The 24009-nt window shown below is 73.3% G+C and carries 26 protein-coding genes; 9 read left to right on the top strand and 17 right to left on the bottom strand.

The genetic code is table 11. From position 1 onward, the window contains the following. Positions 1-122 precede the first annotated feature (122 nt). The 5 genes from ACZ6Y7_RS19515 (at position 123) to ACZ6Y7_RS19535 (ending at position 4714) form a co-directional block, all read left to right on the top strand. Positions 123-1691 (top strand): TldD/PmbA family protein, encoded by a 1569-nt coding sequence (locus ACZ6Y7_RS19515; RefSeq protein WP_465759387.1) that lies wholly within the window; start codon positions 123-125, stop codon positions 1689-1691. Continuing rightward, positions 1691-3088, top strand: coding sequence for a metallopeptidase TldD-related protein (locus ACZ6Y7_RS19520; protein WP_465759149.1), 1398 nt, complete (start codon positions 1691-1693; stop codon positions 3086-3088). Before ACZ6Y7_RS19515 ends, ACZ6Y7_RS19520 begins: the two co-directional genes overlap by 1 nt. Before the next feature lie 32 nt (positions 3089-3120). Further along, entirely contained in the window at positions 3121-3669 is a 549-nt protein-coding gene (locus ACZ6Y7_RS19525; RefSeq protein ID WP_402226587.1) for an RNA 2'-phosphotransferase, read from the top strand. Positions 3670-3834: 165 nt separating this feature from the next. After that, on the top strand, positions 3835-4227 hold the full coding sequence (locus ACZ6Y7_RS19530) for a DUF3099 domain-containing protein (protein WP_465759150.1): 393 nt from the start codon (positions 3835-3837) through the stop codon (positions 4225-4227). A gap of 262 nt (positions 4228-4489) precedes the next feature. After that, positions 4490-4714 (top strand): hypothetical protein, encoded by a 225-nt coding sequence (locus ACZ6Y7_RS19535; protein WP_465759151.1) that lies wholly within the window; start codon positions 4490-4492, stop codon positions 4712-4714. Positions 4715-4723: 9 nt separating this feature from the next. On the opposite strand, the gene moaA is transcribed toward ACZ6Y7_RS19535, so the two are convergent. The 4 genes from moaA to ACZ6Y7_RS19555 form a co-directional block, all read right to left on the bottom strand. Then, positions 4724-5713 (bottom strand): GTP 3',8-cyclase MoaA, encoded by a 990-nt coding sequence (moaA, locus tag ACZ6Y7_RS19540; protein ID WP_465759152.1) that lies wholly within the window; start codon positions 5711-5713, stop codon positions 4724-4726. A gap of 74 nt (positions 5714-5787) precedes the next feature. Further along, positions 5788-7407, bottom strand: coding sequence for a solute symporter family protein (locus ACZ6Y7_RS19545; RefSeq protein ID WP_465759153.1), 1620 nt, complete (start codon positions 7405-7407; stop codon positions 5788-5790). Continuing rightward, positions 7404-7760 (bottom strand): DUF485 domain-containing protein, encoded by a 357-nt coding sequence (locus ACZ6Y7_RS19550; RefSeq protein WP_465759154.1) that lies wholly within the window; start codon positions 7758-7760, stop codon positions 7404-7406. The genes ACZ6Y7_RS19545 and ACZ6Y7_RS19550 overlap by 4 nt, the downstream gene beginning before the upstream one ends. A gap of 260 nt (positions 7761-8020) precedes the next feature. Beyond that, on the bottom strand, positions 8021-9064 hold the full coding sequence (locus tag ACZ6Y7_RS19555; RefSeq protein WP_465759155.1) for a zinc-dependent alcohol dehydrogenase family protein: 1044 nt from the start codon (positions 9062-9064) through the stop codon (positions 8021-8023). A 127-nt stretch (positions 9065-9191) separates the two neighbouring features. Here ACZ6Y7_RS19555 and ACZ6Y7_RS19560 point away from each other — a divergent pair, with 127 nt between their 5' ends. Next, entirely contained in the window at positions 9192-10175 is a 984-nt protein-coding gene (locus ACZ6Y7_RS19560) for a DEDDh family exonuclease (RefSeq protein WP_465759156.1), read from the top strand. Between the two features lie 31 nt (positions 10176-10206). Beyond that, positions 10207-10995 (top strand): SURF1 family cytochrome oxidase biogenesis protein, encoded by a 789-nt coding sequence (locus ACZ6Y7_RS19565; RefSeq protein ID WP_465759157.1) that lies wholly within the window; start codon positions 10207-10209, stop codon positions 10993-10995. On the opposite strand, the gene ACZ6Y7_RS19570 is transcribed toward ACZ6Y7_RS19565, so the two are convergent. Beyond that, positions 10992-11324 (bottom strand): thioredoxin family protein, encoded by a 333-nt coding sequence (locus ACZ6Y7_RS19570; protein WP_465759158.1) that lies wholly within the window; start codon positions 11322-11324, stop codon positions 10992-10994. The genes ACZ6Y7_RS19565 and ACZ6Y7_RS19570 overlap by 4 nt on opposite strands. Positions 11325-11327: 3 nt before the next feature. Further along, positions 11328-11735, bottom strand: a complete 408-nt coding sequence (locus ACZ6Y7_RS19575; protein ID WP_465759388.1) for a MerR family transcriptional regulator — start codon at positions 11733-11735, stop codon at positions 11328-11330. A gap of 244 nt (positions 11736-11979) precedes the next feature. Here ACZ6Y7_RS19575 and ACZ6Y7_RS19580 point away from each other — a divergent pair, with 244 nt between their 5' ends. After that, the gene (locus tag ACZ6Y7_RS19580) at positions 11980-12741 is read left to right on the top strand and encodes an SDR family oxidoreductase (RefSeq protein ID WP_465759159.1); all 762 of its coding nucleotides are present in this window, start codon (positions 11980-11982) and stop codon (positions 12739-12741) included. An 86-nt stretch (positions 12742-12827) separates the two neighbouring features. On the opposite strand, the gene ACZ6Y7_RS19585 is transcribed toward ACZ6Y7_RS19580, so the two are convergent. The 9 genes from ACZ6Y7_RS19585 to ACZ6Y7_RS19625 form a co-directional block, all read right to left on the bottom strand. Beyond that, a complete protein-coding gene (locus tag ACZ6Y7_RS19585) occupies positions 12828-13481 on the bottom strand; it encodes an alkaline shock response membrane anchor protein AmaP (RefSeq protein ID WP_465759160.1) in 654 nt (217 codons plus the stop codon). Then, entirely contained in the window at positions 13478-14110 is a 633-nt protein-coding gene (locus ACZ6Y7_RS19590) for a DUF6286 domain-containing protein (RefSeq protein WP_465759161.1), read from the bottom strand. Before ACZ6Y7_RS19590 ends, ACZ6Y7_RS19585 begins: the two co-directional genes overlap by 4 nt. A gap of 140 nt (positions 14111-14250) precedes the next feature. Further along, on the bottom strand, positions 14251-14547 hold the full coding sequence (locus ACZ6Y7_RS19595; RefSeq protein ID WP_465759162.1) for a hypothetical protein: 297 nt from the start codon (positions 14545-14547) through the stop codon (positions 14251-14253). Positions 14548-14651: 104 nt separating this feature from the next. Continuing rightward, entirely contained in the window at positions 14652-14843 is a 192-nt protein-coding gene (locus ACZ6Y7_RS19600; protein WP_189916289.1) for a hypothetical protein, read from the bottom strand. A 107-nt stretch (positions 14844-14950) separates the two neighbouring features. After that, positions 14951-15484 (bottom strand): Asp23/Gls24 family envelope stress response protein, encoded by a 534-nt coding sequence (locus ACZ6Y7_RS19605; protein ID WP_465759163.1) that lies wholly within the window; start codon positions 15482-15484, stop codon positions 14951-14953. A 248-nt stretch (positions 15485-15732) separates the two neighbouring features. Next, on the bottom strand, positions 15733-16539 hold the full coding sequence (locus ACZ6Y7_RS19610; RefSeq protein WP_465759164.1) for an enoyl-CoA hydratase/isomerase family protein: 807 nt from the start codon (positions 16537-16539) through the stop codon (positions 15733-15735). 251 nt (positions 16540-16790) lie between these two features. Continuing rightward, positions 16791-17024 carry a helix-turn-helix domain-containing protein gene (locus tag ACZ6Y7_RS19615; protein ID WP_030059940.1) on the bottom strand — a complete coding sequence of 78 codons (234 nt, stop codon included), beginning with the start codon at positions 17022-17024 and terminating at the stop codon, positions 16791-16793. 327 nt (positions 17025-17351) lie between these two features. Then, entirely contained in the window at positions 17352-18950 is a 1599-nt protein-coding gene (locus tag ACZ6Y7_RS19620; protein WP_465759165.1) for an ABC-F family ATP-binding cassette domain-containing protein, read from the bottom strand. Positions 18951-19165: 215 nt separating this feature from the next. Further along, positions 19166-20263: a hypothetical protein gene (locus ACZ6Y7_RS19625; RefSeq protein WP_465759166.1), complete on the bottom strand. Its 1098-nt coding sequence runs from the start codon at positions 20261-20263 to the stop codon at positions 19166-19168. A gap of 367 nt (positions 20264-20630) precedes the next feature. Between ACZ6Y7_RS19625 and ACZ6Y7_RS19630 the strand changes: the two genes are divergently transcribed. After that, complete coding sequence (locus ACZ6Y7_RS19630) at positions 20631-21887, top strand: glycoside hydrolase family 26 protein (protein ID WP_465759167.1); 1257 nt, start codon at positions 20631-20633, stop codon at positions 21885-21887. A 4-nt stretch (positions 21888-21891) separates the two neighbouring features. Here ACZ6Y7_RS19630 and ACZ6Y7_RS19635 read toward each other — a convergent pair whose 3' ends face one another. Then, a complete protein-coding gene (locus ACZ6Y7_RS19635) occupies positions 21892-23052 on the bottom strand; it encodes a GNAT family N-acetyltransferase (RefSeq protein WP_465759168.1) in 1161 nt (386 codons plus the stop codon). Then, entirely contained in the window at positions 23049-23978 is a 930-nt protein-coding gene (locus ACZ6Y7_RS19640) for a Wzz/FepE/Etk N-terminal domain-containing protein (RefSeq protein ID WP_465759169.1), read from the bottom strand. The genes ACZ6Y7_RS19635 and ACZ6Y7_RS19640 overlap by 4 nt, the downstream gene beginning before the upstream one ends. Positions 23979-24009: the final 31 nt, after the last annotated feature.

The raw sequence follows: 24009 nt of genomic DNA on the forward strand, positions 1-24009 counted from the left end.
ACCCCAGCGCAGCGGACGAAATGCGCTGGCCGGGAACCCGGTGGACGGGAAATGATGCGGTGCGGGCGCCCCTGTGGCGCCACACCGCCACCCTCCGCGACCTGGGAGCCCGATTGCCTCCGATCCCTCCGGCCGACCGCGCCGGCGCCGCGCCCGCCGGTGCCGCGCCCGTCCGCGCCGTCGACCCGGTGTTCCTCGCCCTGCCGCTGCGCGCCCTCGCCGACGCCGCCCTCACCCGGGCCCGCGAACTCGGCGCGAGCCACGCCGACTTCCGCCTGGAACGGATCCGCAGCGCCTCCTGGCGGCTGCGCGACGCCCGCCCGGCCGGCACCTCGGACAGCGTGCAACTGGGCTTCGCCGTCCGGGTCCTGCTGGACGGCGCCTGGGGCTTCGCCGCCGGCGTCGACCTCACCACCGCCGCCGCGGCGAAGGTCGCCGAGCAGGCCGTCTCGGTGGCCCGCCTGTCCGGCGGGATCAGCCGGGCGGCCGGCTCCTCCGAGCGGGTCGAGCTGGCCGACGAGCCGGTCCACCGGGACGTCAGCTGGGTCTCCTCCTACGAGGTCAACCCCTTCGAGGTGCCGGACGCGGAGAAGACCGCCCTGCTCGCCGACTGGAGCTCCCGGCTGCTGGCCGCCGAGGGCGTCTCGCACGTCCAGGCGTCCCTGCTGACCGTCCAGGAGAACAAGTTCTACGCGGACACCGCGGGCACCATGACCACCCAGCAGCGGATCCGGCTGCACCCCGCGCTGGAGGCCACCTCGGTCGACGAGCGCACCGGCGCCTTCGACTCGATGCGCACCCTGGCCCCGCCGGCCGGCCGCGGCTTCGAGTACCTGCGCGGGACGGGCTGGGACTGGGACGCCGAACTCGCCGAACTACCCTCCCTGCTGGCCGAGAAGATGAAGGCCCCGAGCGTCGAGGCCGGCCGCTACGACCTGGTCATCGACCCCTCCAACCTGTGGCTGACCATCCACGAGTCGATCGGCCACGCCACCGAGCTGGACCGCGCGCTGGGCTACGAGGCCGCCTACGCCGGCACCTCCTTCGCCACCTTCGACAAGCTCGGCTCGCTCAGGTACGGCTCGGAGCTGATGCACGTCACCGGCGACCGCACCGCCGAGCACGGCCTGTCCACCATCGGCTACGACGACGAGGGCGTCGCCACCCAGTCCTGGGACCTGGTCAAGGACGGCGTCCTGGTCGGCTACCAGCTGGACCGGGGCATGGCCAAGCTGAAGGGCTTCGAGCGCTCCAACGGCTGCGCCTTCGCGGACTCCCCCGCGCACGTGCCGGTGCAGCGGATGGCCAACGTCTCGCTGCAGCCCGCCGCCGACGGCCCGGACACCGAAGGCCTGTTCGCCGGGGTGGAGAACGGCCTGTACATCGTCGGCGACCGCTCCTGGTCGATCGACATGCAGCGCTACAACTTCCAGTTCACCGGCCAGCGCGCCTACGCCATCAGGAACGGCGAACTCGCCGGCCAGGTGAAGGACTTCGCGTACCAGGCCACCACCACCGACTTCTGGGGCTCGATGGCGGCGGTCGGCGGCCCGCAGACCTACGTCCTCGGCGGCGCCTTCAACTGCGGCAAGGCACAGCCCGGCCAGACCGCGGCGGTCAGCCACGGCTGCCCCTCGGCACTGTTCCGGAACGTCAACGTGCTCAACACCCAGCAGGAGGCGGGTCACTGATGACCGCGATGCAGCCCCACGAACTCGTCGAGCTGGCGCTCGGCCTCTCCCGCGCCGACGGCTGCGTGGTGATCGCCGACGAGGAGTCCACCGCCAACCTGCGCTGGGCCGGCAACGCCCTGACCACCAACGGCGTCACCCGCGGCCGGCGCCTCACCGTGATCGCCACCGTGGCCGGCGCCGAGGGCACCGCCTCCGGCGTGGTCTCCCGCGAGGCCGTCACCGCCGAGGACGTCGAGGGCCTGGTGCGGGCCGCCGAGGAGGCCGCCCGCGCGGCCGGCCCGGCCGAGGACGCCCAGCCCCTGGTCGCCGACCGGCCGTCCTCCCCGGACTTCACCGAGCCGCCCGCAGAGACCTCGATCGAGGTGTTCGAGGCCTTCGGACCGGCCCTCGGCGAGGCCTTCGCCCGCGCCGCCGCCCAGGGTGAGCTGCTGTACGGCTTCGCCCGGCACGAGCTGACCACCAGCTACCTGGGCAGTTCCACCGGCCTGCGGCTGCGCCACGACCAGCCCACCGGCATGGTCGAGATCAACGCCAAGACCGCCGACCTGTCCGGTTCGGCGTGGGCCGGCGCCGCCACCCGGGACTTCACCGACATCGACGTCCCGGCCCTGCACGCCGAGCTGACCAAGCGCCTCGGCTGGGGCGCCCGCAAGATCGACCTGCCGGCCGGCCGCTACGAGACGCTGCTGCCGCCCTCGGCCGTCGCCGACCTGATGGTCTACCTCAGCTGGTCCGCCGGCGGCCGGGACGCCCACGAGGGCCGGACGGTCTTCTCCAAGCCCGGCGGAGGCACCCGGATCGGCGACAAGCTCAGCGGCCTGCCGCTGACGCTGCGCTCCGACCCGCGCGAGCCCGGCCTGGAGACCAGCCCGTTCGTGCTCGCGCACTCCACCGGCGGGGACGTCTCCGTCTTCGACAACGGCGAGCCGGTCAGCGCCACCGAGTGGATCCGCGAGGGCGTGCTGAACGACCTGGTCACCAACCGCCACTCGGCCGGCCTCACCGGCCTGCCGGTGCGCCCGGCCATCGACAACCTCGTGCTGGAGACGGCCGACCAGGAGTCGGCGCCGAGCCTGGACGAGATGATCGCCCGCACCGAGCGCGGCCTGCTGCTCACCTGCCTCTGGTACATCCGCGAGGTGGACCCGGCGACCCTGCTGCTCACCGGTCTCACCCGGGACGGCGTCTACCTGGTGGAGAACGGCGAGGTCGTCGGCGCCGTCAACAACTTCCGGTTCAACGAGTCCCCGGTGGACCTCCTCGGCCGGATCACCGAGGCGGGCCGCACCGAACGCTGCCTGCCCCGCGAGTGGAGCGACTGGTTCACCCGCACCGCGATGCCACCCGTGCGTGTCGCGGACTTCAACATGAGTTCGGTCAGCCAGGCCTCTTAGCCGTCGGCCGACGGGGGGATACGAGAGACATGATGGACGAGAAGCGGCTGGTCCGGACGAGCAAGATGCTGTCGCGCATCCTGCGGCACGAGCCGGAGCTGGTGGGGATCACCCTGGACGGGTCCGGCTGGGTCCGGATCGACGCCCTGCTCACCGCCCTCGCGGCGAAGGGCAGGCCGGTCACCCGGGCCGAGCTGGACCACGTCGTGGCCACGAACAACAAGCGCCGCTTCGGCTACTCGCCGGACGGTCTCTCGATCCGCGCCAACCAGGGCCACACGGTGGCGGTCGACCTCGGCCTGACCGCCACCGAGCCGCCCCACGTGCTGTACCACGGCACCGCGGACCGGCACCTGGCGGCGATCTTCCGCGAGGGCCTGCGCCCGATGGCCCGCCAGGACGTCCACCTCTCCGCGGACACCGAGACGGCCACCCGGGTCGGCGCCCGGCACGGCCGCCCGGTGGTGCTCACGGTGAACGCGGCCGCGATGACGGCGGCCGGCCACGAGTTCCGGCTCAGCGAGAACGGCGTCTGGCTCACCGACGCCGTCCCCCCGCAGTACCTCTCCCGACGCTCCTAGAGCGCATGTCACCCACCGAGGGCCTGTCCGCTCCGCCGGACAGGCCCTTCGCGTACCCGACCGGGTGGGTCCGCCCCACCCGGTCTCGTCGTCGCCCACGCCCGGGCGTACCGTGAGGAAGCCGCGCGGCCAGGCGCGGGGAGCGTGACGAGGGCGGTAGGACACATGGGCAAGAGCGCCGGCGACGGGCAGGTCTTCCGGATCACGGGAGCGCGCAGCAGCCTCACCGAGGACGTCCGGGGGCGCCAGCGGCGCTACGTCATCTCGATGCTGCTCCGTACGGTCTGCGTGCTGCTCGCGGTGGTGCTGTGGGACGTCCAGCGCGTGCTGGCGTTCGCGGCGCTCGCGGGCGCCGTGCTGCTGCCGTACTTCGCGGTGCTGATCGCGAACGCGGGCCGGGAACGGGCCCCGGGGCTCCCGAGCACCTTCGACATCCCGCTCGACACCCCGCTGATGCTGGGCCCCGGTGGGACGGGTGGGGCCGGTGGGGCGGCTGCGCCCGGCGGTACAGGAGAGGCAAAGACCGCTGCCACCGATCCTTCACAGCACGTGGACTGACCGTCCGCTTTTCTCCGGTTCGCCCCGCTCCCCCTGGGAGAAAGCTCAAAAGAACCTCAGATTAATCATGCAAGACCTCCCCATTCGGGGTCCTCGGCGTGACATACTGCGTACGCGCTCCGCATCCCCCGTCGGAGCGACGGACCGACGCCGGGCAGCTCCCCCCGTGGCTGCCCGGCGTCGCCATGCCCGGCTCCGGCCGCCCCGACCAGGCGTGACAGACTGGCGGGGCAGATTCGCCCGCTACCGCTGAGGACGGCCCATGGACACCCCGCAGACGCCGATCTGCTCCGCCAAGGGCTGCCGGGCGGACGCCGGCTGGGTGCTGGTGTGGAACAACCCCAAGCTGCACACCCCGGACCGCCGCAAGACCTGGCTCGCCTGCGACGAGCACCGCGAGCACCTGTCCCAGTTCCTCGGCGTGCGCGGTTTCCTCAAGGAGGTCGTCGCCTTCGCCGACTGGACCCCCGAAACCCCCGGCGCGTAGGAGGGGGGCCTAGCCGCCGATCGCAGACATCGGCCGCTGCGGCTGCAGGAACTCCGGGTCGTCGATCCCGGCGCCGGCCTTCTTGCCCCACATCGCCGCCCGCCACAGCGCGGCCAGCTCGGCGTCGTCCGCGCCGGAGCGCAGCGCGGTGCGCAGGTCGGTCTCCCCGGTCGCGAACAGGCAGTTGCGCACCTGGCCGTCGGCGGTCAGCCGGGTCCGGTCGCAGGCCCGGCAGAACGGCCGGGTCACGGAAGCGATCACACCCACCCGGCCCGGACCGCCGTCCACCAGCCAGCGCTCGGCGGGCGCCGCGCCCCGGCGGGCGGACGGCTCCGGGGTGAGCGCGAAGCGGGCGCGGAGCAGTCCGAGGATCTCCTCCGCGGTGACCATCGAGCTGCGGTCCCAGCCGTGCTGGGCGTCCAGCGGCATCTGCTCGATGAAGCGCAGCTCGTAGCCGCGCTCCAGGCACCAGGCCAGCAGGTCGGCCGCCTCGTGGTCGTTGACCCCGCGCATCAGCACCGCGTTGAGTTTCACGGGCGCCAGCCCGGCGGCCTCGGCGGCGGCCAGGCCGTCCAGTACGTCCTGGTGCCGGCGGCGGCGGGTGAGGGTGTGGAAGACCTCGGGGTCGAGGGTGTCCAGCGAGACGTTGACCCGGTCGAGCCCGGCCTCGCGCAGGGCCGTCGCGGTCCGCGCCAGTCCGATGCCGTTGGTGGTCAGCGAGAGCTCGGGGCGGGGTTCCAGCTCGGAGCAGGCGGCGACCACGGCGACCAGCCCGGGGCGCAGCAGCGGCTCGCCGCCGGTGAAGCGGACCTCGCGGACGCCCAGGTCGCGCACGGCGATCGTGACCAGCCGGACGATCTCCTCGTCGGTCAGCAGCTCGGGCTTGGCCAGCCACTGCAGGCCCTCCTCCGGCATGCAGTAGGTGCAGCGCAGGTTGCACCGGTCCGTGAGGGAGACCCGCAGGTCGACGGCCTGGCGTCCGAAGGTGTCGAGCAGCACGTGCGTCCTTCCCGAAATGCGGCCGGCCCGGCCACCGTCAGGCGGGCCGGGCCAGCATAGTCATCGCGGGACGATCAGTGGGCGCCCAGTCCGGTCAGCGAGCGGACCTCAAGTTCAGCGTACTTCGCCGGGTCGGGCCGTTCGGTGGACAGCAGGGTGCCGATCCAGCCCGCGAGGAAGCCGATCGGGATGGAGACCAGGCCGGGGTTCTCCAGCGGGAACCAGTGGAAGTCGACGCCCTGGAACAGCGAGTTCTTGCCCCCGGACAGCACCGGGGAGAAGACCACCAGCAGCACGGAGGAGGCCAGGCCGGCGTAGACCGAGCTGACCGCGCCCGCGGTGGTGAAGCGCTTCCAGAACAGCGAGTAGAGGAGGGTCGGCAGGTTCGCCGAGGCGGCCACCGCGAAGGCCAGCGCCACCAGGGCGGCGGTGCTGAGCTTGCCCGCGTAGAGGCTGAGCACGATGGCGACCGCGCCGATCGCCACGGCCGCCCACTTCGCCGAGCGCACCTCCTCCTTCTCGCTCGCCTTGCCGCGCCGGATCACGTTGGCGTACAGGTCATGGGCGAAGGAGGCGGAGGAGGCCAGGGTGAGCCCGGCGACCACGGCGAGGATGGTGGCGAAGGCGACGGCCGAGATCACCGCGAGCATGATCGCCCCGCCGGTGGTGCCGGCTCCGCCGCCGAGCTGTTCGGCGAGCAGCGGCGCCGCGGTGTTCCCGGAGGGCGTCTTGCCCTCGACGGCGACCATGCCGCTGCGGCCGACCAGCGCCGCCGCGCCGAAGCCGAGGGCCAGGGTCATCAGGTAGAAGACGCCGATGATGCCGATCGCCCAGAGCACGGACTTCCGCGCGGCTTTGGCGGTGGGGACGGTGTAGAAGCGGACCAGGATGTGCGGCAGCCCGGCGGTGCCGAGCACCAGCGCGATACCGAGGCTGATGAAGTCCAGTTTGGAGGTGTTGCTGGCGCCGTACTTCAGCCCGGGTTCGAGGAAGGCCGTGCCCTTGCCGCTCGCGGAGGCGGCGGCGCCGAGCAGTTCCGAGGGGTTGAAGTGGTACTTGGCGAGCACCAGGACGGTCATCAGCGCGGCGCCGGCGATGAGCAGCACCGCCTTGACGATCTGCACCCAGGTGGTGCCCTTCATACCCCCTATCACCACGTAGATGATCATCAGGGCGCCGACCGCGAGGATGGTCCAGCGCTTGGCGGCGTCCCCGGTGACGCCCAGCAGCAGGGCCACCAGCGCCCCGGCGCCGACCATCTGGGCGAGCAGATAGAAGATCGACACCACGATGGTGGAGACGCCCGCCGCGGTGCGCACCGGGCGCTGACGCATCCGGAAGGCGAGGACGTCCGCCATGGTGAAGCGGCCGGAGTTGCGCAGCGGCTCGGCGATCAGCAGCAGCGCGACCAGCCAGGCGACCAGGAAGCCGATCGAGTAGAGGAAGCCGTCGTAGCCGTTGAGCGCGATGAGGCCGGCGATGCCGAGGAACGACGCCGCGGACATGTAGTCGCCGGAGATGGCCAGGCCGTTCTGGAAGCCGGTGAATCCCCGGCCGCCGGCGTAGAAGTCGGCGGCGCTCCGGTTCTGCCGCCCGGCCCAGACGGTGATGACCAGGGTGGCCACCACGAAGACCCCGAACAGGGTCATCGTCAGGCCGCGGTGCTCGGTCGCGGAACTGGCGAGCGGGATCATTCGGCGGACTCCCGGGGGGCGTGGACGACGGCTCCGTGCGCTTCGCGGATCGCGGTGGCGGCGGGGTCGATCCGCCGGTCGGCGTAGCGGGCGTACCAGGCGGCGATCGCGAAGGTGGTGACGAACTGCAGCAGTCCGAGCACCAGGGCGACGTTGACGTGCCCGAGGACCTTGGTGCCCATCAGGCCGGGGGCGAAGCACGAGAGCAGGACGTAGAGCAGGTACCAGAGCACGAAGCCGATGGTGACCGGGAAGGCGAAGCTCCGGAACGAGCGCCGCAGGGTACGGAACTCCTCGCTGTCATCGATGAGTTGGACTTCCGTAGCGGTAGTGGTGATCGGCGGCGATTCCACTCTCTCTCCTCACTCCTTCGGCGTAGCTGGCACAGGGGGAGAACGATCGAACGTGAGGGGCATCACATGTCGCGAGTGCGCCGCGCAATGCTAGGAGCGTCGTGCCCACCCCGAAAGGGGTTGACCGCGATCGGCCAGCCGTTCACCCCCTCGCAGCATCCAAATGGCCGAAAACCACCACCTGTGCCATCACCCTCCTCCCCCGCCCCATACGAAAAGGGGCGGCACCGACCAGCGGTGCCGCCCCTCTCAACGCGACGTCAGAAGGCGATCCGGACCTTCAGCGCCGAGCGGTCGTCCATCGCCCGGTAGCCGTCCGGCACGCCGTCCAGGCCGACCGTGCGGTCGAAGACCAGGCCCGGCTCGATGGCCCCGGAGAGCACGTCGGGCAGCAGCTCGGGGATGTAGGCGCGGGCCGGAGCGACGCCACCGTTCAGCGAAACGTTTCGGCCGAACATCTGACCGATGTCCACGCCCGCGCTGCCGCCGTGCGGCACGCCGACGTACCCGACCGCGCCGCCGTCCCTGGTGATCGAGATGGCCGTCCGCATCGACTCCTCGGTGCCGACCGCCTCCAGCACCGCGTGCGCGCCCTGGCCGCCGGTCAGCTCCTTGACCGCCTCGACGGCCGCGTCCCCGCGCTCGGCCACCACGTCCGTCGCACCGAAGCGCCGGGCCAGCTCCGTCCGGGCGGTGTGCCGGCCCAGCGCGATGATCCGGCCCGCGCCCAGCCGGTGCGCCGCCAGGACGCCGCACAGGCCCACCGCGCCGTCGCCGACCACCGCGACCGTCGACCCGGGACGCACCCCGGCCGAGACCGCCGCGTGGTGCCCGGTCGACATCACGTCCGACAGCGCCAGCAGCCCGGGCAGCAGCTTCTCGTCGCCCGCCGCCTCCTTCGGCAGCTTCACCAGCGTGCCGTCCGCGAACGGCACCCGGACCGCCTCGCCCTGACCGCCGTCCGAGCCGACCTCGCCCCAGAACCCGCCGTGCGGGCAGGAGGTCTGCAGTCCTTCGCGACAGAAATCACACGTCCCGTCCGACCAGACGAACGGCGCCACGGCCAGGTCGCCCTTGGCGAAGCCGCGCACCTCGGCGCCGACCTCCTCCACCACGCCCAGGAACTCGTGCCCGATCCGCTGCCCCGCCACCCGCTGGGCCACCCCGCGGTAGGCCCACAGGTCGCTGCCGCAGATGCAGGCGTTCACCACGCGGAGCACCACGTCCGTCGGGTGCTTGATCACCGGGTCCGGTACGTCCTCGATCCGGATGTCGTTGGGGCCGTGAATCACGGTGGCACGCATGCGCTGTTCCTTACAAGAAGACGATCTCGACCAGGTGTACGACACCCCCGACGACCACTCTATTCCGGCCGGTCGGTCGGAACATTCCGGCCGGACCCCCGCGGCCCGCCCCTTATCCTGTTGGACCATGCAACCGATCCAGCCCGCGCCGAGGACCGCCCCGGTCCCCGCACAGCGCTCCGCCGCCCCGACCGAGGGCTTCGCGGTCGTCGACGTCGAGACCACCGGTCTCGGCCGCTCCGACCGCGTCATCTCGGCGGGCGTCTACCAGCTGGACCCGGACGGCGAGGTCACCGACCACTGGTACACCCTGGTCAATCCCGAACGGGACCCGGGCCCGGTCTGGATCCACGGCCTGACCGCCGAGCTGCTCGCCACCGCGCCGACCTTCCCGCAGATCGCCGACGAGTTCGCCGACCGGCTTCGCGGCCGGGTCCTGGTCGCGCACAACGCGCTCTTCGACTGGAACATGATCTCCCGCGAGTTCTCCCGGGCCGGCCTGAACGCCCCCGTCGAGCAGCGGATCTGCACCATGGTCCTCTCCCGCGACCTGCGCCTGCCGCTGCCCAACGGCAAGCTGGCCTCGCTTGCCGCCCACTTCGGCGTCCGGCAGCTCCAGGCCCACAACGCCCTGGACGACGCCCGGGTGCTCGCCGAGGCCTTCCGCCCCAGCCTGCGGCTCGCCCGACTCGGCGGCATCCCGCTGCCCCTGCAGAACTGCGTCGCGGTCACCGACCTCGGCGAGGAGGAGCCCGCCTCCCCGAGCCGCGCCTCCTGGACCGGCGCGAACTACCGCCAGTCCAAGAAGCGCCCGCCCTGCCCGTACCCCAACCCGGGCCGCTGGCAGGACGGCCAACCGCTGGTCCAGGGCATGCGGGTGGCCTTCACCGGAGACACCGCCACCGACCGCGAGGTGCTGGAGGATCGCGCGGTCGAGGCCGGCCTGCACATCGCGAGCTCGGTGAGCCGCCTCACAAGTCTGCTGGTCACCAACGAGCCGGACAGCTGGAGCGGCAAGGCCCGCAAGGCCCGCGAGGTCGGCACCCCGGTGGTCACCGAGGACGCGTTCCTCCAGCTCCTGCGCGAGGTCGCCCCGCACCCCGGTGCGTGAGCCGGTTGTGAGGTCGGCGTACCGTTCCCATGTGTACCGTTTTCTGCTGACCCGCCAGTGGCTGATCACCATGCTGATCGCGCTGCTGCTGATCCCCGCGACGATCAAGCTGGGCTTCTGGCAGCTGCACCGCCACGAGGCACGGGTGGCCCGGAACGAGCTGATCGGCAAGGCCCTCACCGCCGCCCCGGTGCCCTTCGACTCCCTGTCGCCCACCCCGGGATCCGCGGTCCCCAAGGACCTCACCTGGCGCGCGGTCACCGCCACCGGCCAGTACGACCCGGCACACGAGTTCGTGGTCCGCAAGCGCACCGACTCCAGCGGCGACACGATCGGCTACTTCGTGGTGACCCCGCTGAAGCTCTCCGACGGCAGGGGCACCGTCCTGGTCAACCGCGGCTGGGTCGCCTCCGGCGCCACCGCCACCGAGTACCCGCCCGTCCCGGCCGCCCCCACCGGCGAGGTCACCCTCACCGGCCGCCTGCGCGCCGACGAGACCTACGGCGCCAGCGGCATCAAGGACCGCACCGGCCTGCCCGCCCGCCAGTTCAACCTGATCAACACCGACGAGCAGGCCAAGGAGAGCGGCGCCACCCTCCTCGGCGGCTACCTCGAACTCTCCGCCACCACCCCGGCACCGGCCGACCAGCCCCAGCTGATCCCCGAGCCCAACCACTCCGACATCGGCCCGCACATGGCCTACGCCATCCAGTGGTGGCTGTTCACCGCGATGATCCCGGTCGGCGTCTGGATCCTCGCCCGCCGCGAGGCCAAGGACCGCGCCAAGCAGGCCGCCGAACCCGAGCTCGTCCCGGCCTAGAGCACGTCGTCCAGCTCCCGCAACAGCCGCGCCTTCGCCCGCGCCCCCACCACCGACCGCACCGGCTCCCCGCCCCGGAACACCGTCAACGTCGGCATCGACAGCACCCCGTACGCCGCCGGCGTCCGCGGATTGCGATCCACGTCGACGCTCACCACCCGCAGCCGGTGCGCCTCCTGCCGCGCGATGTCCGCCAGCACCGGCGCCATCATCCGGCACGGCGGGCACCAGTCCGCCGTGAACTCCACCAGCACCGGCCCGTCCGCCGCCAACACCTCCGCCGCGAACGTCTCGTCCGTCACCTCCGGCACACCCACGATCCGCACCATCGCCTACTCCTCCGTCAGTTCACACAGTGGTGGTCGCTCGGAAGCCGCGAGATCGTCCCGCGCCCGCACCGCCCGCTCGAACTGCCCGGCCACCCGCGCCCGCACGTCCCGCAGCTTCGCGATGCAGTCGTCCAACTCGGCGAGCTTGCGCTCGTAGACCTCCAACGAGGCCGGACACGAGTCCCCCTCCGGGTGCCCGGCCCGCAGACACTCCACGAACGGCCGGGTCTCCTCCAACCCGAACCCGAAGTCCTGCAACATCCGGATCTCCCGCAACAGCCGCAGGTCCCCCTCGTCGTACGCCCGGTACCCGTTGCCCGCCCGACGAGCCGGCAACAACCCCAACTGCTCGTAGTACCGCAACGCCCGCGTGGTCGTCCCCGCCCGCTCCGCCAACTCCCCGATCCGCACGCCGCCCCACTCCTCCCGCGCTTCCACCCCGACCGTAAACCTTCCCCCGGACGTCAACGCCAGCCCCCACCCGAAGCCCCACCCACACGACCTTCCCACCCCCACCCCCTCCCCCGACCCAGCGAGAGGGACGCGCTGCGGAAGGGGCGGCGCAGGGGGTGGCCGCCCCGCCACCCACCCTCCCGAGAGCCACCCCCCACGCCCCAGCCCCGCGCAGCGGCCCCCACCCGGCACAATGACCCCCATGGACCTAGGACTCAAAGACAAGGCCTACATCGTCACCGGCGCCACCCGGGGCCTCGGCCTCGCCGCCGCCCGCGAACTCGCCGCCGACGGCGCCCGCGTCCTCGTCAGCGGCCGCACCCAGCAGGCCGTCGACAAGGCCGTCGCCGAACTCACCTCCGTCGGCACCGCCCAGGGCCTGGTCGCCGACAACGCCTCCCCCGACACCCCCGAACGACTGATCGCGGCCGCGACCGAGCGCTTCGGCCGTTTCGACGGCATCCTGATCAGCGTCGGCGGCCCCCAGGCCGGCCCGGTCGAGACCACTCCCGAGGAGGCCTGGCGCGATGCCTTCGAGTCCGTGTTCCTCGGTGCTCTCCGCCTCGCCCGCGCTGCCGCGGCCGCGCTCCCCGAGGGCGGTGTGATCGGCTTCGTGCTCTCCAGCTCGGTCCGCCAGCCCATCCCCGGCCTCGGCATCTCCAACGGCCTGCGTCCCGGTCTCGCCATGGCCGCCAAGACCCTCGCCGACGAGCTCGGCCCCCGTGGCATCCGCGTGGTCGGCCTGCTCCCGTCCCGGATCGACACCGACCGGGTCCGCGAACTCGATTCCCTCGCCACCGATCCGGAGGCCGCCCGGGCCGCCGCCAACGCCGCCATCCCGCTGGGCCGTTACGGCACCCCCGAGGAGTTCGGCAAGGTCGCCGCCTTCCTGCTCTCCCCTGCCGCCTCCTACCTGACCGGCCTCATGGTCCCGGTCGACGGAGGCGCCCTCCGCACCCTCTGATCCTCAACCTCCCCCACCCCACCCTCGACCTCCCCCCAACCCACACTCGACCTCCCCCAACCCATCCGCACCCCCGGCCCCCACCCCTACTCCACCCTCGGATGCCTCCGCCGCCCCCGCCGCCGAGGCCACCGGCGCCGCGGTTCGGCGGGGGCAGCCTGCAACACCCGGATCCGCAGGTCCGCGGGCAACTCCGCCAGCCCCAGGCTGCCGCACGCATCGGCCCGCGGCCCGTCCTCGAAGTGCTCGACCAGCCCGGCCGGATCCCCACCCGGCGTCAGCCGCACCGCGCCCCGCAGCCGCGGATGCCCCGGGGCCCGCACCAGCCGGACCCCCACTCGCTCGACCTCGGGCAGCACCACCGTCCCGGTCTCCAGCGCCTCCTCCAGCGCCCGTGCGCTGACCCGCAGTCGAAGCCCGCTCACTCCCGGCGTCGGCACCGCGATGCTCGACAGCCCGGTGCGCCGAAGCTGCGCCACCAGCCACCACACCATTCCCGCCACCAGGACGACCAAGCCGCCGATCACCGCCGGCCACCACCACGTCGAGGACACCCACCGCCCCCGCGTCCGCCCACTCACCACCGGCTGGTCCGGCGACGTCAGCGGCCACCACCCCGGCGGATCCACACCCAACCGCCGGTACAGGTCGAGCCCACCCGCCAGCACCAACACCCCCACACCCAGCAGCAGCACCCCCGCCACCCCCAGCAGGACCCGGTTCACGACCACGCGCCTCACCCGGCCACCTCCGTCCCGGTGGGCTGAACCGCGCTCCCACCGACCCCGCCGGCCCCACCCGAACCATCCACCCCACCGGACGGACCACTCCCGCCATCCCCACCAGCCCCACCAGCCCGGCCATCCCCACCGGTTCCGTCCACTCCGTCACCCCCGGCCGCCCGCCGCCCCGCCGTCCGCACGTCCAACCGCAACGGCCGCGCCAACCCCACGCGCTCCAGCTCCTCCCGCAGCTGCCGCTGCACCGACGCCGGGTCCGCCGGCCCGACCAGCGCGACCCGGACCCTCCGCCGTCCGACCCGGATCCGCAGGTGGTCGATCCCGGCGAGCCCCGCCGCCCGGTCCACCAGCAGGTGCCCGATGCCGCCCCGGTCGATGGCCGCGGTCGTTCCCCCGTACGGCCGCAGCACCAGCCACCTCCGCAGCCCGGGCGCGATCGCCAGCCACAGCAGCCACCCGCCCAGCAGCGTCGCCGCTCCGGCTCCCAGCAGCACCCACGGGTCGTCGAGGTGCCGCGTCGCCAGCTCGTCCGCGATCTGCGCCCGCCACCTCCGCGCGGGCCGCCCGGCCCGTACCGCGATCACGTCGTACAGGAGCGCCCCCGCGACGACCAGCACCACCGTCGCCACCGACGCCGCAGCCCCCGTCCGCGACGCCCGCAACCGCCGTACCCTCCCCCTCCCTTCCCCACCGCCGACCGCCGCCCCGCCCCCGGCCCCACCGCCGACCGACTCCCCGGACGCCGAACCCAGGCCGGCCGCCTCAACGCTCACGAGGCACCCCCCGCCACCAACTTCTCGACCACGACCACCACGTCCGACACCCTGGTCCCGGTCAGCCCGACCACCCTGGCGGCGATGGAATCCCGGACCGCCCGCGCCAAGGCACCGACATCCGCCGGAAAGGGGAACTCCAACTCGACCCGCACCCGCACGGTGCTGCCCGGCACCGTCACCGAGACCCGCGGCGGCGCCCCCTTCACCCGCCCGGCGGGCCAGGCGCCGGCCAACGCCTCCCGCGCGGCGCGGGCGGCGATCCGCGCGTACACCCGGTCCGCGACTCGCAACCGCCCCCGCCGACCCGAACCAGCCCCCACACCGGACCCCGCACCGGCCCCAGACCCAGACCCGGACACCGGCCCGGACACCGGGCCCGAGGCAGCGGCCCCCATCAACGGCGCCGGTCGCGGCCGCGGAGCAGGTCCCCGAGTTCGCCCAATTCGATGTCCCCCTCCAGCAGGCGCCCGACCACGAATCCGACCAAGCCGAGCGCGGCCACCAGCAGGAACGCCGCGAACCCCCCGAAGTACCCGGCGAAGCCGAGGGCCATGCCCACCACCAGGCCGACGATGGCCAGGTTCATCCGCTACTCCCTCGTTCCACGCGCTTCGTCCGGCTGCTTCGTCCCGCTGCCTGGTCCCGCTGCCTGGTCCCGCCGACCCCCGGCACGAACGCCGCCCGCACCGACCGCTACTTGAGCTTGGGTCGTTGCCCCGGCGCCGACACCGGCTCCTCTTCCTCCTCGAACTCCGGTTCGTCCGGGAGGTGGACGTCATTGACCGCGATGTTGACCTCGACGACCTCCAGGCCGGTCATCCGCTCGACCGCCGTGATGATGTTCTCCCGCACCTGGCGGGCGAGTTCGGGAATGACCACGCCGTACTCGACCACGAGGGCGATGTCGATGGCGGTCTGCTTCTCGCCGACCTCGGCCTTGATGCCCCGGCCGACGCTGGATTTGCCACCGGGCACCCTGTCCCGCATCGCGCCGAAGGTACGGGCGAGCCCGGAGCCCAGCGCGTGGATCCCGGAGACCTCCCGGGCGGCCATTCCGGCGATCTTCTCGACCACGCCGACGGCCAGCGCCGTGCGTCCGCGCTCGCCGACCCGCTCGGTGCCGGTGGAGGCGCCGGAGGCGCCCGGCGGCGGGCCGGGGGTGGGACCGGGGGTGGGGGTTCCGCCGGCGTTCTTGTGCAGGGTCGCGGGCGTCGGAGTGTCAGGCATGGACGATTCTCCCGTCGTACGGCTCCAGCTATATCGCAAACCTCCCCAACTCTGGCATTTCGCCACGTACCGCGCCCGCCGAGCGACACCGACCCGCGCACCCATCCGCGCACCCCCGCAGACTCCGACCGAACCCGACCGAACCCGACCGAACGCCGGAACGGCCCGGGCCGTTCCGGCCCCGGGAACGCCAAAAGGCCCGGCCCGGGGCATCTCCCCGGGCCGGGCCTTCGGCGCAAGCCGAGCCGTCAGTCGCCGATGCCGGCGAGCTCCCGCAGTCGTCGCGCCTGCGCCACCCGTTCGGCGGAGCGCTGCTCCTCGAACGAGCGCCCCGCGGCGCCCTGCAGCAGGGCCTTGGTCTCGATCACCGCTCCGCGCGGAGCGGCCAGCAGGGCCGCCGCGAGGTCACGGGCGGCGGCGTCCAGCTCCGCGAGCGGCACGGCCAGGTTGGCCAGCCCGATCGCCGCGGACTCCTCGGCGCCGACCCAGCGACCGGTCGCGCAGATCTCCAGCGCCCGGGCGTAGCCGACGAGCTCGGTGAGCGGCTTGGTGCCCGCCAGGTCGGGGACGAGACCGAGCGAGGTCTCCTTCATCGCGAACTGGACGTCCTCCGCGACCACCCGCAGGTCGCAGCCGAGGGCCAGCTGGAAGCCCGCACCGACGGCGTGGCCCTGGACGACGGCGATGGAGATCAGGTCCGGGCGGCGCCACCAGGTGAAGGCCTCCTGGTACGTGGCGATGGTGTCGTCCAGCTCCTTGTCGCTCGCGCCGGCGAGCTGCAGGAAGGTGGGCTCGCCGGGGATTCCCTCGGCGGTGAACATGGCCCGGTCCAGCCCGGCCGAGAAGGAGACGCCCTCCGCGCGCAGCAGGACCACCCGGACGCTGCCGGGCAGGTCGCGGCCGGCGTCGGCGAGGGCGCGCCAGAGCGCGGGTGACTGGGCGTTGCGCCGTTTGGGCTGACAGAGGGTGACGACGGCGAGTTCGCCGTCGATCTCCAGGCGGACGCCGTCCCGCTCCCAGCTCGGGGCCTGCGGGTCGGTGGCGGGAGCGGTCATGCGGGGACCTCCGGTGGCGGGGGATGTGGCTACCGGAGAGTAACAAACCTGGACGCGCGTGGGCAGGGGCCCGGCCCGGAAAGATCGACGGAGCCCACGCGGAGAGGGGAGCGGGGGCGGGCGGCACCCCGGACATGACGATCGGCGGCCGGTCCACACGACCCGAGGGCGGACGTCCAGCTGACGGTCAGCTGTCGCCTCCTCGGCCGGCGCCCTGCCGCCGCGTCATCCGGCCCATGGCTGACGAACCGTCAGGAACCGGCCCCGGCAGTCGCCTTGTTCTTGCCCCGCGTGGCACCGCCGCGGCCCCGGAGGATCACTCCGGACTCGCTCAGCATCCGGTGCACGAAGCCGTACGAACGACCGGTCTCCTCCGCGAGAGCGCGAATGCTCGCCCCGGAGTCGTACTTCTTCTTGAGATCGGCCGCGAGCTTCTCACGCGCGGCACCGGTCACCCGGCTGCCCTTTTTCAGAGTCTCGGCCACCCGTGCCTCCTCGTAGCGTTGCTCGGTCAGATTCCCATGATCACCCATCCACCGCGTCCTGGCCACCCATTCGACAAGGTCGATGTCGGAAATGCGTGGTCCTCCGGTGGTGATCCGAGCGCACCAGGGCGCTCACGCAGAGTGCACGCCCCCGGGCGGGTGCCGCCGCCCGCCGAGAAAGAGCTGATCAGCAGCATCGGCCCGACCACGATCGAGTGGCGGGCCGACGGGAAGTCCTCAAACGGAATCCGGGTCTACTTCATTCCCGGACACGCCGTAGGGACTAGTTTTTCTGGTCCGAAAAGCGGATGCCGTGTCTACTTCCGGTCAGGTCAGCGAGACCAGATCGGCGTACGACGGGTTCCACAGGTCCTCCACGCCGTCCGGCAGCAGGATGATCCGCTCCGGGTCGAGCGCCTCGACGGCGCCCTCGTCGTGGGTGACCAGCACGACCGCGCCGGAGAACTCGCGCAGCGCGCCCAGGATCTCCTCGCGGCTGGCCGGGTCGAGGTTGTTGGTGGGCTCGTCGAGCAGCAGCACGTTGGCGGAGGAGACCACCAGGGTGGCCAGCGCCAGACGGGTCTTCTCGCCACCGGAGAGCACCCCGGCGGGCTTGTCCACGTCGTCGCCGGAGAACAGGAAGGAGCCGAGGATCTTGCGGATCTGCACCAGGTCGGTGTCGGGCGCGGCCGAGCGCATGTTCTCCAGGACGGTGCGCTCGGGGTCGAGCGTCTCGTGCTCCTGGGCGTAGTAGCCGATCTTGAGGCCGTGGCCCGCGATGACCTCGCCGGTGTCCGGCGCCTCGACCCCGGCCAGCATCCGCAGCAGGGTGGTCTTGCCGGCGCCGTTGAAGCCCAGCACGACGACCCGCGAGCCGCGGTCGATCGCCAGGTCGACGTCGGTGAAGATCTCCAGCGAGCCGTAGGACTTCGACAGGCCGCTGGCGGTCAGCGGGGTCTTGCCGCACGGGGCCGGCTCCGGGAAGCGCAGCTTGGCGACCTTGTCGTTCACCCGGACCTGCTCCAGGCCGGCGAGCAGCTTGTCGGCGCGGCGCGCCATGTTCTGCGCGGCCACCGTCTTGGTGGCCTTGGCACGCATCTTGTCGGCCTGCGCGTTCAGGGTCGCGGCCTTCTTCTCGGCGTTGGCCCGCTCGCGCTTGCGGCGCTTCTCGTCGTCCTCGCGCTGCTGCTGGTACTGCTTCCAGCCCATGTTGTAGATGTCGATGCAGGAGCGGTTGGCGTCCAGGTAGAAGACCTTGTTGACGACCGTCTCGACCAGGTCGACGTCGTGCGAGATGACGATGAAGCCGCCCTTGTACGTCTTCAGGAAGTCCCGCAGCCAGACGATCGAGTCCGCGTCCAGGTGGTTGGTGGGCTCGTCGAGGAGCAGCACGTCGGAGTCCGAGAAGAGGATCCGGGCCAGCTCGACGCGACGGCGCTGACCACCGGAGAGGGTGTGCAGCGGCTGGCCGAGGATGCGGTCCGGCAGGCCCAGCGCGGCGGCGATGGTGGCGGCCTCGGCCTCGGCGGCGTACCCGCCCTTGGTGAGGAACTCGGTCTCCAGCCGGGCGTACTTCTTCATCGCGTTGTCGCGGGTGGCGCCCTTGCCGTTCGCCATCCGGTCCTCGTTCTCGCGCATCTTCTTCAGCACGGTGTCGAGGCCGCGGGCGGAGAGGATGCGGTCCTTGGCGAGGACGTCCAGGTCACCGGTGCGCGGGTCCTGCGGGAGGTAGCCGACCTCGCCGGAGCGGGTGACGGTCCCGGCGGCGGGCAGGCCCTCGCCGGCCAGCACCTTGGTGAGCGTGGTCTTGCCGGCGCCGTTGCGCCCGACCAGGCCGATCCGGTCGCCGGCGGCGACCTTGAAGTTCGCGGACTCGATCAGGATCCGGGCACCGGCGCGCAGCTCTAGGGCGTTCGCGGAAATCATGGCTGGGAACTACTCCTGGGACGTGGGCGGGCGGCCGGGCCGGGGCTCGGGGCCGGGCGAGCGGAAAGGGGCTTCGTCGGCGGTCGGCGCGCTGAGGGGCGCCGCGGCCCGCTAGTGCCCGGAGAAGATAGCCATGGCGGCAAGTCTACCGGGCCGCGCGGGACGCCCCGGGGGCCGACCGCCCCGCGGTGCCCTCCGCCCCGACGACCCTTCGGTTACGGCTGCTGCGCGCCCGTCCCGTCGTCCGCGGGCACCGTGGAGGTGGCGGGGTCGGCCGCCGCCGGGGCGTCCGTCGGGGCCGGGGTCGCCGGGGCGGCCGGGGCATCCGTCGCCGCCGGGCTCGCCGGTGCCGCGGGCACCGGGTCGGCGGGCGCCGGAGGGGCGCCCGCCACCGGGGCGCCGGACGGGTCGACGCAGCCGCCCTGCGGACGGACGGCGGCGAAGGGCGCGTCGAGGGCGCCGCAGGCCGTCTCGGGCGCCGCCGCCTTGGTGTCGAAGACCTTGGGCGGGACGATCGGCCCGTCGGTGATCTCCACCCGGCTGCGGTCCAGCACCTTGACGGTCGCGGCCGGGCCCGTGCTCATCGCCCAGCCGTTGCTGTCCAGCCGGTAGCCGGTGATGCCGCCGGAAACGGCCTGCCCGCTGCTGTTGGTGCAGGTGCGCGGGATGAGGACGGCGTAGTCGGTGTGCACGGCGCGCAGCGGGTCGTAGACGCAGCCGTTGGCCGGCTTGTCGTTGTAGCGCAGGTCGCCGTCGGCGTCGCGCAGGCCCATGGTCAGGTTCGGCGTCACCAGGGCCAGCCAGGGCGAGCCGTCCCGCTGGACGGTGTGCAGGGCGCCGGCGGCCCGCTGTTCGGCGAGCTGCTTGCGCTGGGCGTCGGTCCGCTTGTCGGCGCCGGGCTCGCCGTCGCCGCGCAGCCAGTCCGCCAGTCCCGGCACCGCGCGGTGCCAGCGCACCGAGTGGTCGCCGGGGCGCACGGAGGTGACCATGCCGTCGTCCCAGACCACGATCGCGTTGTCCCCGGCCATCGCCAGGTAGAGCGCCTCGGCGCCCTCGCGGCGGTATGACCAGGCCTGCTCGCCGGTCTGCTTGTGGAAGGCCTCCAGGCCCGGGCCCACCCGCAGGTCCAGGTCGGCCGCGCTGAGCGACTCCGAGTTCACTGGGGTCGCCTCGGCTCCCGGCCCGGCCACCCGGTCCCCGAAGGGCACCGGCTTGTTCGCGTGGGCCGCCGCTCCGGCCGCAAGGACCAGCATCACCGCCAGGGCAGGCAGGATCGAGCGGGGGGTCAGTACACGCAGCGGCTTCCGGGACACGGCCGGAGCGTACCTTTCGGCGGGCGGGCGAGTCAGCCCGGTTGCGAGCGCCGCCGGCGCCGCGCACCGCGCGCCCGGTCGCGCGCGCCCCGCCCGCGCGCCCGCCCGCCCACCTGCGCCGTCGGCACGCCGACCGCTCGACGGGATCCGCCGGAGCGGGTCGTACCGGCCCGGCCGGACCGTTACAGATCTGATACACGGCGGCCGTTCGGGGGTGGTTGCGGCAGACGGCGTTCGAATCGCGCCCACTTTAGGGTGACATTCGGCTTTTCCGTCCCCCGGCGGGCCTACTGTCGGCGACCGGGGCGCCACGATCCGTCCACGCCGGAGCGGGCGCCCCGACCCCGCGACGTCCGGAGGAGAGACCATGCGAATCGGCCGCCTGACGCTGGCCGCCGCCGCCCTGCTGCTGATGGCCACGGCCAGCGTCCCGGCCGGGACGCCGCTCAGCCAGACCGACCGGCACATCCTCTCCTCGGACGCCTTCGAGCCGCGCGGCGCCGCCCCCCGCCCACCGGTCCAGCGCCCCAGGCACGAGCCGCCGTTCGGCGCCTTCGTCGGTTCCTGGGACAAGTACATCCCGCAGATCGACCGGTACGCCCAGTGGCTGGGCGGCGCGAACATGCAGGTCGGTCACACCTACCTGGCGGGCAACGGCTGGGCCGACATCGAGGGCGAGCCGGTGGTGCTCGGCATGTGGTCGCAGTGGCGGCTGGCCGACCCGTCCCGGCTGCTGGTGCTGGGCGTGCCGATGCTGGTGCCCAACGAGGCGAACGTGCCGGACGGCGAGGTGGCCAAGCTGCTCGGCCGGGGCGTCCGGGGCGATTTCGACGCCCACTTCCTCAAGCTCGCCCGGCGGCTGGTCGCGGTGGGCGGCGCGGATACCGTGCTCACCCTCGGCTGGGAGATGAACGGCGTCACCTACACCCACCGCTGCAAGCCCGACCCCTCCGCGTGGAAGGCGTACTGGCGGCGGATCGTCGGGGTGATGCGCTCGGTGCCCGGGCAGCGGTTCCGCTTCGACTTCGCCCCCAACCGGGGCCTGGACGCGATCCCGTGGACCAAGTGCTACCCCGGCGACGACGTGGTCGACATCATTGGCATGGACAGCTACGACCAGCCCGCCGGCGGCACCTTCGACGACTACGTGCGCGAGCCCTACGGCCTGCAGGACCAGGTGGAGTTCGCCGCCAGGCGCGGCAAGCCGGTGTCGTACCCGGAGTGGGGGCTGTTCCGCAACGGCGACAACCCCGAGTACGTCCAGCGGATGGTCGACTGGATGCGCACCCACGACACCGCCTACCAGACGGTCACCGACTACTGCCCGCACGGCTTCTTCGGGTGCTCCGGCAATCCGCGCTCGGCGGCGCGGTTCAAGCAGCTGATGTCCGGGTCGAAGGGGGCGCCGGCGGCGGTCCCGACCGCACCCCCGGCTCCGACCGTCCCCCCGCTCCCCTCCCTGCCGGCGGTGCCGGGCGTGCCCGCGCCGCCGAGCGCGGGCACCGACGCGACCGCGACACCGAACGCGACGCCGAACCCATCCGCGACGCCGAGGCCGACTCCGGGGCCGTCCGCGAGCCCGGCCGCGAGCCCGTCGGCGGCTGCGACGCCCGCCCGGCGCTGACCGGTCAGGCGCGGCGGCGGGCCAGCAGCGCTTCCTTGAGTCCGGGGAAACGGGTGCTCAGCTGGTGCGCCGCCGCCTGCCGGGCGCGCACCGCCCCGGCCCGGACGGCCGCGGCCGGCGCCGGGCCCGCGGGGCCCAGCAGCAGCCGCTGGTTGGGCAGCCGGTCCGGGCGCCAGCGCTGCTTGTACGGCTCCTGGCCGCGCAGCAGGCCGAGCACCGGGATTCCCGCGCCGACCGTCTCCTCCAGAGCCGCGCTGAACAGCAGTCCGGCGATGTCCAGCCGCTCGCGCAGCACCGGGTGCGCCCCGTAGAGGTACAGCCCGCCGAAGGACGGGCAGAGCAGCAGCAGGTTCACCGCGACCAGCTCGCCGTCCAGGTGGAACTGGTGGACGGCGGCCCTGCCGGTGGCGACCAGGCCGGTGGTGGACTCGGTCAGGTGCCGGGCGAACCGCTCGCGGCGGTGCTCCGGCGTGACACCGCGCTCCTGCCACTGCAGGAAGTGCAGCCGCAGCAACCCCGCCAGCGCCTCCGGCACCTCCTCCGGCGGAGTCGAGCGGACCTGCACCCCGGCCTCGGCGATCTTGCGCAGCTTCACCCTGCTGCGCTGGGCGGTCTTGCCGGGCACCCGCTTGAGCAGCCGCTCCATCGGGACGGCCGGCAGGTACTGGCAGAGCGAGTCCTCGAAGCGGCGGCGGCTGCCGCGCCACTGCGCGTACACCCGCTGCACCGCCGCCTCGGGGTGCACCTCGCGCAGTTCCAGCCAGTGCCAGGGGCGGGTGAGCGGGAGGGCGGCGGCGAGCTCGGTGGCGGCCCGGTCGGCGCACTCGTCGTCGAGCAGGACGTCCGTGTAGTCGGCCAGGCCGTCGCCGAGGCCGGTCAGGCCGCCGAGCGGGCCGCCGCGGCGGCGGAAGGCGCCCGCGCCGACCAGCCGGCCGTCCCGGCGGACCAGCACCACGACCAGGCCCCCCGGCCGGCCGTAGTGGCGCCACCAGGAGCGCTGCCAGGCGGCGGCCTGGAAGAAGGTGGCGGTTCGGCAGCGGGCGGCCAGGTCGTCCCACTCCTCGGCGACGGCGTCCAGGGCGTCGTCCTCGCAGCGCAGCTCGGTGGTCCAGGACGGCGCCGCCGCCTGGGCCGGCAGGCCGGCGCCGCGGGTCTCGGTGCTCATCGGTTGCTCCCGGCCGCGGACTTCTCCGCCGCCCCGGCCCGGCCCCCGGCCTTCGCACCGGTCTTGGCCCCCGTCTTCGGCTCGGCCTCCGCCGTCCCGGTCTTCGCCACGGCCTGCTCGGGCGCTTGCTCGGCGGTCTTCTCGGGAGCCTTCTCGGCGGTCGTCTCGGGCGTCTTCGTCGAGCCCTTCGCGCCGGCCCCCCGCTCGTTCTTCGGCCCGGCCCCCGGTGCGGTCCCCGTCGCGCCGATCGCGGCCCCGGCCGGCTGCTCCTCGCTGCGCGGGCGCGGCGGCGCCGGGGTCGTGGCTGGCTCGGCCGCCGCCGGGGCGTCCTGGCTCACGGCGGCCGCGGCGGCCTCCGGGGCCTGCGTCCCGCTCCGGCGGCGGGTCATCATCACCAGTGCGCCCAGCAGCAGCCCGGCCGCGCCGCCGACCGCGACGTCCAGCTTGCCGGAGGGCGTGGTCGGCTTGTCCGGTGCGGCGGCCGGCGACAGCGTCACCAGCCGGACGTTGGTGTCCTTGCTGCTGGTGTTGGCGAAGGCGACCAGCGAGTGGGCCACCGCGTCGGCGGTCCGGGCGGCCTCCTGGCCACTCGTCCCGGTGCCGGTGATCTCGATCATCGGGGCGTCCGGCGAGGTCGTCCCGTGCACCAGCGACTCCAGTTCGCCCCGGGTGTGACCGGTCTCCGCGGCCGCCACCGCGAGCACCTGCGGCTGGCCCGCCAGCCGTCCGTACGCCTGGGCGAAGTTGGTCGCGGTCGCGGCCTCCCCCGGGTTCTGCGGGACCACCAGGACGTAGGCGTTGGCGGCGTAGGAGGGGTGCGCGACGACGGCGTACCCGGCGCCGGCCGCGGCGCCCAGCGGAACCGCGAGCACCACCGGCCACCAGCGGCGGACCAGGCTGCGGGCGCTTCGGCGCGGTGTGGTCATGGGTGTGGCTCCTTGGGTATGGGACGGCGGA

The organism is Kitasatospora sp. NPDC053308, assembly GCF_055585785.1.

Excerpts from the sequence above, each read along its gene's own strand:
- ACZ6Y7_RS19630 (WP_465759167.1), top strand. The coding sequence starts at position 20,631 with ATGCGAATCGGCCGCCTGACGCTGGCCGCCGCCGCCCTGCTGCTGATG.
- ACZ6Y7_RS19535 (WP_465759151.1), top strand. The coding sequence starts at position 4,490 with ATGGACACCCCGCAGACGCCGATCTGCTCCGCCAAGGGCTGCCGGGCG.
- ACZ6Y7_RS19520 (WP_465759149.1), top strand. The coding sequence starts at position 1,691 with ATGACCGCGATGCAGCCCCACGAACTCGTCGAGCTGGCGCTCGGCCTC.
- ACZ6Y7_RS19640 (WP_465759169.1), bottom strand. The coding sequence starts at position 23,978 with ATGACCACACCGCGCCGAAGCGCCCGCAGCCTGGTCCGCCGCTGGTGG.
- ACZ6Y7_RS19600 (WP_189916289.1), bottom strand. The coding sequence starts at position 14,843 with ATGAACCTGGCCATCGTCGGCCTGGTGGTGGGCATGGCCCTCGGCTTC.
- ACZ6Y7_RS19605 (WP_465759163.1), bottom strand. The coding sequence starts at position 15,484 with ATGCCTGACACTCCGACGCCCGCGACCCTGCACAAGAACGCCGGCGGA.
- ACZ6Y7_RS19610 (WP_465759164.1), bottom strand. The coding sequence starts at position 16,539 with ATGACCGCTCCCGCCACCGACCCGCAGGCCCCGAGCTGGGAGCGGGAC.
- ACZ6Y7_RS19580 (WP_465759159.1), top strand. The coding sequence starts at position 11,980 with ATGGACCTAGGACTCAAAGACAAGGCCTACATCGTCACCGGCGCCACC.
- ACZ6Y7_RS19620 (WP_465759165.1), bottom strand. The coding sequence starts at position 18,950 with ATGATTTCCGCGAACGCCCTAGAGCTGCGCGCCGGTGCCCGGATCCTG.
- ACZ6Y7_RS19635 (WP_465759168.1), bottom strand. The coding sequence starts at position 23,052 with ATGAGCACCGAGACCCGCGGCGCCGGCCTGCCGGCCCAGGCGGCGGCG.
- ACZ6Y7_RS19525 (WP_402226587.1), top strand. The coding sequence starts at position 3,121 with ATGGACGAGAAGCGGCTGGTCCGGACGAGCAAGATGCTGTCGCGCATC.
- ACZ6Y7_RS19570 (WP_465759158.1), bottom strand. The coding sequence starts at position 11,324 with ATGGTGCGGATCGTGGGTGTGCCGGAGGTGACGGACGAGACGTTCGCG.
- ACZ6Y7_RS19545 (WP_465759153.1), bottom strand. The coding sequence starts at position 7,407 with ATGATCCCGCTCGCCAGTTCCGCGACCGAGCACCGCGGCCTGACGATG.
- ACZ6Y7_RS19530 (WP_465759150.1), top strand. The coding sequence starts at position 3,835 with ATGGGCAAGAGCGCCGGCGACGGGCAGGTCTTCCGGATCACGGGAGCG.
- ACZ6Y7_RS19555 (WP_465759155.1), bottom strand. The coding sequence starts at position 9,064 with ATGCGTGCCACCGTGATTCACGGCCCCAACGACATCCGGATCGAGGAC.
- ACZ6Y7_RS19560 (WP_465759156.1), top strand. The coding sequence starts at position 9,192 with ATGCAACCGATCCAGCCCGCGCCGAGGACCGCCCCGGTCCCCGCACAG.